Origin of the sequence: Brevundimonas sp. (assembly GCF_036399195.1) — a bacterium.
Lineage (GTDB): Bacteria > Pseudomonadota > Alphaproteobacteria > Caulobacterales > Caulobacteraceae > Brevundimonas.
The window spans coordinates 24,202-30,646 of sequence record NZ_DASWNO010000163.1 but is presented as its reverse complement, the minus strand read 5'-3'; the positions used below and the strand labels follow the sequence as shown (position 1 = coordinate 30,646).

5 protein-coding genes are annotated in these 6,445 nt (G+C 68.8%); 1 reads left to right on the top strand and 4 read right to left on the bottom strand.

Features of this window, described 5'->3' with window-relative positions; all coding sequences use genetic code 11:
* Positions 1 to 228: 228 nt before the first annotated feature.
* Positions 229 to 726, top strand: coding sequence for a beta-carotene hydroxylase (locus tag VGB60_RS07695; RefSeq protein WP_331037683.1), 498 nt, complete (start codon positions 229 to 231; stop codon positions 724 to 726).
* Positions 727 to 896: 170 nt separating this feature from the next.
* On the opposite strand, the gene VGB60_RS07690 is transcribed toward VGB60_RS07695, so the two are convergent.
* Genes VGB60_RS07690 through VGB60_RS07675 form a run of 4 tightly spaced genes read right to left on the bottom strand, consistent with a single transcriptional unit; the run spans position 897 to position 6,370 of the window.
* On the bottom strand, positions 897 to 1,844 hold the full coding sequence (locus VGB60_RS07690; protein WP_331037682.1) for a phytoene/squalene synthase family protein: 948 nt from the start codon (positions 1,842 to 1,844) through the stop codon (positions 897 to 899).
* Positions 1,844 to 3,337 (bottom strand): phytoene desaturase, encoded by a 1,494-nt coding sequence (locus tag VGB60_RS07685; RefSeq protein ID WP_331037681.1) that lies wholly within the window; start codon positions 3,335 to 3,337, stop codon positions 1,844 to 1,846. The genes VGB60_RS07690 and VGB60_RS07685 overlap by 1 nt, the downstream gene beginning before the upstream one ends.
* Complete coding sequence (gene crtY, locus VGB60_RS07680) at positions 3,334 to 4,506, bottom strand: lycopene beta-cyclase CrtY (RefSeq protein WP_331037680.1); 1,173 nt, start codon at positions 4,504 to 4,506, stop codon at positions 3,334 to 3,336. Before crtY ends, VGB60_RS07685 begins: the two co-directional genes overlap by 4 nt.
* A 37-nt stretch (positions 4,507 to 4,543) precedes the next feature.
* Positions 4,544 to 6,370 (bottom strand): PPC domain-containing protein, encoded by a 1,827-nt coding sequence (locus VGB60_RS07675; RefSeq protein WP_331037679.1) that lies wholly within the window; start codon positions 6,368 to 6,370, stop codon positions 4,544 to 4,546.
* Positions 6,371 to 6,445 lie beyond the last annotated feature (75 nt).

Here is a 6,445-nt window from a genome sequence, read left to right as displayed (position 1 = left end):
GCCTCGTGCACGAACCGCACCTCGGCGAAGCCGCTCGCCAGCCCGTGCCGCGCCTTGCCGGCGAGGATCACGTCCAGATGCTGGTCCTTGCGGCTGGTGATGTCGGTCAAGCCGGCTCCTCCGTCGGTCCCGCCAAGGCATAGCCGACGCCGCGTTCAGGCCAAAGCTTTCAGGCCGGGCTCATCTGTCACGCTGGCGGGCCGCGCCTGCGAGGCGTATTCTGGCGGCATGCTGATCGCCGCCTTCCTCGCCGTCGCCCTGGGCGTCTTCGCCCTGATGGAGGGGGTGGCCTGGTGGTCGCACCGCTATGTCATGCACGGCTGGGGCTGGGTCTGGCACCGCAGCCACCACCAGCCGCGCACCGGCCTGTTCGAGGCCAACGACCTGTACGCCGTGGTCGGCTCCATCGCTGGGATCAGCCTGTTCTCGCTGGGCTGGTGGAGCGGGTCGTGGCTGATCTACGCCGTGGCCACGGGGGTGACCCTGTATGGGTTGGCCTACGCCGTGTTTCACGACGGATTGGTGCATCAGCGCTGGCCCTTCCGCTGGGTGCCGCGGCGCGGCTATCTGCGCCGCCTGATTCAGGCGCACCGCCTGCACCATGCGGTGATGAGCCGGGGCGGCGCGGTGTCGTTCGGCTTCCTGCTGGCCCCCGATCCCGCAGCGTTGCACGTGGAGCTGAAGCGCCTGCGGGCGGAGCGCCGCCGGCCGGTGCGCCAAGACTGATTGATCCTCTCGATGGCCAACGGTCTCGTCTTTCCGGGGCCGCGGAGCGGAACCCGGAACCCAGAGGTTCGGGTGCTGGTCTGAGCGGCCAAGCCTGGTGTCCAGTCTCCTGGATTCCGGGTTCCGCTGCGCGGCCCCGGAAGGACGAATGAAGATGACGGCCCGGTGGTCTAGACCCGGGTCCAGAGGGCGGCGGGCCGCGCCGGGGGCGGTCGCCCCTTGTCCAGCACCTGCGTCCAGATGGCGATCAGAAACCCCCGCCCGAAGAGCCACAGCTTCAGCGGTTTGCCGACCACGACGCGCCGCCGCCAGACGCCCGGCCCGCGCCGCCGCACCTTGCGGCCGATCTCGCGATAGACGCCCCGCGCCGCCGCGATCGCCATGGACGATCGGAATGGCAGCCCCCGCAGCCCGTCGCGGGCGCTGTCATAATAGGGCTCCGCCAGCTTCAGGAGGCGACTGGTGACCGCGTGGACCTGAGCCCGGTTCGCCGGATCGGCCACAGCGGCGGCGGTTGGCGCCAGCCCGGCCTCGGCCAGCCAGTCCGCCGGCAGGTAGAGCCGCCCGTTCTCGGCGTCCTCGACTACGTCGCGGGCGATGTTGGTCAGCTGGAACGCCAGACCGAGATCCTGCGCCCGCCGCAGCACCTCGGGGTCCGAGGCGCCCATGACCCGCGCCATCATCACGCCGACCACCCCCGCCACATGCCAGCAATAGGCCATGACGTCGTCGATGGTGCGGTAGTTCCGGTGATCCACGTCCATGGCGAAGCCGTCGATCAGGTCCAGCGGCCAGCGCTCCGGCAAACCGTGCCGCAAGGCGACGCGCTGGAAGGCGGCGAAGGTGGGGTCGGCCATGGTCTCGCCGGCCAGAGCGCGCCGTGTCTGGTCATACAGTCGCGCCAGCCGCAGGCGCTGCTCCTCCGGGCTGATGTCCTCGTGGCCGTGGCCGTGGTCCTGCCCGTCGATAGCGTCGTCGCAGGCCCGGCACCAGGCGTACAGCAGCCAGGCGTCCTCGCGCACCTCCGGATCGAACAGCCGCGACGCCGAACGGAAGCTCTTTGACCCCTTGACGATGGAGACGCGTGAAGCTTCCAGAATGGCGTCGGCCGTAGCCATCAGGCCTCCTGTTCCAGCATCAGCCCCGCCGTCGCCTTGGCCGAGCCGACGACCCCCGGAATGCCGGCCCCCGGATGGGTGCCGGCCCCGACGACATACAGGTTGGGGATGCGGTCGTCGCGGTTGTGCGTTCGGAACCAGGCGCTCTGCGTCAGGATCGGCTCCAGCGAGAAGGCGCTGCCGAGGTGGGCGTTCAGCTCGCCCTTGAAGTCCGCCGGGGTGAATATCCGGCTGGTGACCAGGTCCCGCTTCAGGTTGGGGATGTAGCGGGCTTCGAGATAGTCGAGGATGCGGTCGCGGTACTTCGGACCCTCGACGGCCCAGTTGATGTCGGCCGCGCCGAGATGCGGCACGGGCGACAGAACGTAGTGGGTCGAGCATCCCGGCGGGGCCATGCCCGGGTCGGTCGCGCAGGGGCTGTGCAGGTACAGGGAGAAGTCGTCCGGCAGCGAGGGCCCCTTGAAGATCTCGCCGATCAGCTCGCGGTAGCGCGGCCCGAAGCAGATGGAATGGTGCGCCAAGTGCGGCTGCGGCGTCTTCAGCCCGAAGTGGGTGACGAACAGCGACATCGAGAAGCGCTTGGACTTCAGCGACTTCGCCTTGGCCTTGCCGCGCGGCGTGTGCCCGAGAAGCCGTTCGTAGGTGTGCACCACGTCGGCGTTCGAGCCGACCATGTCGGCGGAGATGACGTCTCCGCCTTCCAGGGTGACGCCGGTGACCCGCCCATCCGCCATGTCGATCGACCCAACTGGCGCGTTCAGCCTCAGGTCGCCGCCGAGGTCAGTGAAGAAGCGCGCCAGCCCGGCGATCAGGGCCCCGGTGCCGCCCTTGGCGAACCAGACTCCGCCGCGCCGCTCCAGCGCGTGGATCAGGGCGTAGACCGAGCTGGTCTTGAAGGGGTCGCCGCCGACGAGAAGCGTGTGAAAGCTGAACGCCTGCCGCAGCTGGGGATCCTTGATGTAGCGGGCGACCATGGCGTGGACGCTGTTCCAGCTCTCCAGCCGCGCCAGTTCCGGCGCCGCCTTGATCATCGACCAGAAGCTCTGGAACGGCACCGCCCCCAGCTTGACGTAGCCCTCCTGGAACAGCTCTTCGGAATAGGCGTGGAAGCGGCGGTAGCCCTCGACGTCGGCCAGGTTGAACTTGGTGATTTCGGCGTCCAGCACGGCCTGGTCGTTGGCGTAGTCGAAGCTGCGGCCGTCTTCCCACAGCAGGCGGTAGAAGGGATCGACAGGCAGCAGCTCGACGTAATCCGCCAGTTTGCTGCCAGTGCCCTCGAACAGGTCCTCGAGGCAGGCCGGGTCGGTGATGACCGTCGGGCCCGCGTCGAAGACGAAGCCCTGATCGTTCCAGACGTAGGCGCGGCCGCCGGGCTTGTCGCGTTTCTCCAACAGGGTGGTCTTCACCCCGGCGCGCTGCAGGCGGATGGCCAACGCCAGCCCCCCGAATCCCGCGCCGATGACCACCGCCCGTTTCGCCGTCCGGTCTCTCACGTCGATGATCCTCGTCCGGTCTCGCGCAACTGCCGAAGGGCGGCCGCGACCGGCACCGGTGGTTTTCCCGCGAGGATGCGCGCCTTGTCGAGCGCTGTGCTGCGACCTGCGTAGAAGCGCCGCACCACGCCTTCGGGCAGGCCATAGAACCGCTGGAACACGCGCCAGCGCTGTTCGGGCGCGGCGGCGCGGAACAGCATGCGATTCAGCAGGCGATAGAACCGCCGCTCGCGCCACAGACGTTTCGACCGGTTTTCCGTCAGGGCCCGCAGCCCCGCCGAGGTCAGCTCCGGCTCGCACGCGATCTCGCGGGCGAGGCCGACGGCGTCGGGCAAGGAGTAACCCGTGACCGGATGGAACAGCGCCGCCGCCAGCCCCGCCCGGGCGATCTGCGGCTCTCCCGCCCAAAACGTGTCGATGTCGCCGTCCAGCGCGATCGGGAGAACCCCCTGCTCCTCTCCCATGACCGCCTCGACCGTCCAGCCGCGCGAGCGCGCATAGGCGTCGATGCGGCCACCTAGCAACGCGTAGTCCAGCTCCGGGCTGTCGCTGTAGTAGGTGTCCTCCACGAGCACCGTCCGGGCGTCGAACGGCAGCAGGTAGACGAACCGGTAGCCGCCCGACTGCGCCACCGTCGCATCCATGATCGTGGGTCGCGTCAGCCCATGCGGGGCCGTCAGCCGCAGGGTGCGTCCGAGGAAGAGCTGCCAGCCAAGGAGGAGATGCGGTGTCGCGGACGGCCCACGCGCGTCGATGACCGCCTTGCCGTGCAGCCTGCGTCCGTCGGCCAGATCGACGCCTCCGGGATCGAGCGCGACGGCGTTGCCTGCGATCAGGCCGTTCCCCAGCAGAGGGGCGACCGTATCGTGCAGCGCCTCAGACGTGATGCTGTTGTAGGGCGTTCGCAGAGTTCGGGCCCGGGCCGGAAAGTAGACTTCATGGCCAGCCGGCCACCTGTGCGCGACGGCCGGCCCGAGCCAGTCCCGGTCGGTCCCGTCAAGGTCGCTGTCGAAGAAGGACCAGGTGTGGCGACCGCCGATGCGGCCGTCCCGCTCGACGACCGCGACCCGGAGCTCAGGCCGGTCGAGCGCCAACCTCCAAGCGATGAGGCCGGCCGCCAGACCGCCGCCGACGAGGATCAGGTCGTAATCGCCGGCTGACGGAGGCATGCGTCGGGTCTAGCACGTCCCGTCGCGCGGCCAAGCCTCAGGGCTGCTTCTCGACATGCAGGGCATAGGGCCCCGTCTGGCCCTGCTGGAATGCGCCGGCCCGGATTTCGTAGGAGCCGTCGGCGGGCGCGGTCCACTCCAGCTTCGCGTGGGTGTCGGACAGGCTGTCGTCATCCGAGCCCAGGACCTCGAACGCCCCCTCTTCGCCCGTACGGCCCACCGCGATCAGACTGTCGACGTCATTTGAGACCATGGTGATCAGCAGCTTGTCGCCCTCTTTGAAGGCGACGCGGTAAGCGTCGTAGAAGCTGTTGTCGTCTGCCGTCGCGTCCGTTTCCGTCAGGGTTCCGCGGGCGGTGACCCCCACCAGCAGGCTGCCCGGCCGCGGCTGCGGCCCCCGGTCGATGAGTTCGAGCGAATACAGGCCCTTGCCTTCGGCGCCGAGCGGCAGCGCGCGGAGCACATAGTCGCCGTCCTCAGGGAGGGTGAAGTTCAGCCGCGAGTCCGTTCCTTCGCGAAGGCCATCGTCATCCGAGGCCAATTCGACGAAATCCCCGTCACTGCGCCCGATCCTCAGGAAGGTGTCGAAGTCCCCCGACCGCATCAGCGCCTGGATGCGTTGGCCGGCCTGACCCGTGATCATGTACGCGTCGTAGTTTCGGTCCTCCGAGTCGGTTGGATCAGTCTCACCGATCTCGCCCTGAAGGGTCGAGCCGAACGCGAGCGCGGCGGGTGGCTGCTCCGGCTCGATTTCAGCCAGCACGAGGGAATAGGTTCCAAGGGCGTCGGAGAAGCCGCGGGCCTCTACGACATAGGAGCCCGTCCTCGGCAGGGTGAATGTCAGACGAGAGTCCGTTCCAGTCGGCCCGCTGTCGTCGTCTTCGGCCAGGCTGACCCGGTTCTCGTCGAACAGCTGGAGATAGGTGTCGATGTCGGGCGACGTCATGTCGATCCGGACCCTCTGGCCCTCCCGGCCCGAGAAACGGTATGCGTCGGCCGGTCGGCCGTTCTCGCTCTTTCCGTCCTCGGGGGTGAGTTCGCCCTGCACGGTCGCGCCGATCTCGATGGGCTGGGCCGAAGCGGGCGGCGGACCCTCAGTCACCACCAGGGTGTAGGCGCCCTCCCCGGACGCATCCAGAGCGGTGGCGCGGATGAGATACTCGCCGGCGTCCGGCGCGGTGAAGACCAGCCGCGCGTTCAGGCCCATGTCCGGGCCGTCGTCGTTCATGGCCAGTTCCTCGAAGGCTCCGCCGCTCATCCGGCCGATGCGGACCACCGGATCGAAGGCGTCGGACGTCAAATCGACCGCCAGCCGCTCCCCGGCGCCGGCCCGAATCAAGAAGGCGTCATAGGCGGCGCCGTCGTCCGTTTCACCGTCGGAGGACGCAAGCCGTCCCTGAACGGACTGCCCGAGCCTGACCCGCCCCGGCCGCGGAGCCGGGCGCGCCTGCGGCCGCTCGGTAAGCGTCAGCGTGTAGTCGCCGCCTTCCAGTCCCGACAGCGGGCGCGCCCTCAACATGTAAACGCCGGTGCGATCGGTGGTGAAGCGGACCCGCGAGTCGGTCCCCTCGCCCAGACCGTCGTCGTCGCTGGCGATGGGGGCTCTCATGTCGTCAGGGCCGTACACCTCGAGGTAGGCGTCGAAAGCCCCGGAGCGCAGCACCGCTTCCAGCCTCTGGCCGGGACGTGCGACGATGGAATAGTCGTCGAATCGCCATGTGCCGTCAGCGCTTATCGCGTCGCCTACGGCAATCTGACCCTGGACAGTCCGACCCGCCGAGAGCGAGACCGGAGCCTGGGCCAGAGCCGGAACGGCGCTCGCGAGGGCCAGCAGGCCGACGGCCAATGTGAGTTCGCGGCGCATGAAAGTCCCCCGGTTGCGACGCCGATCATAGACGCCGAACCGCACCCTCTGTAAATCGCCCCGAACGCGCCCTTT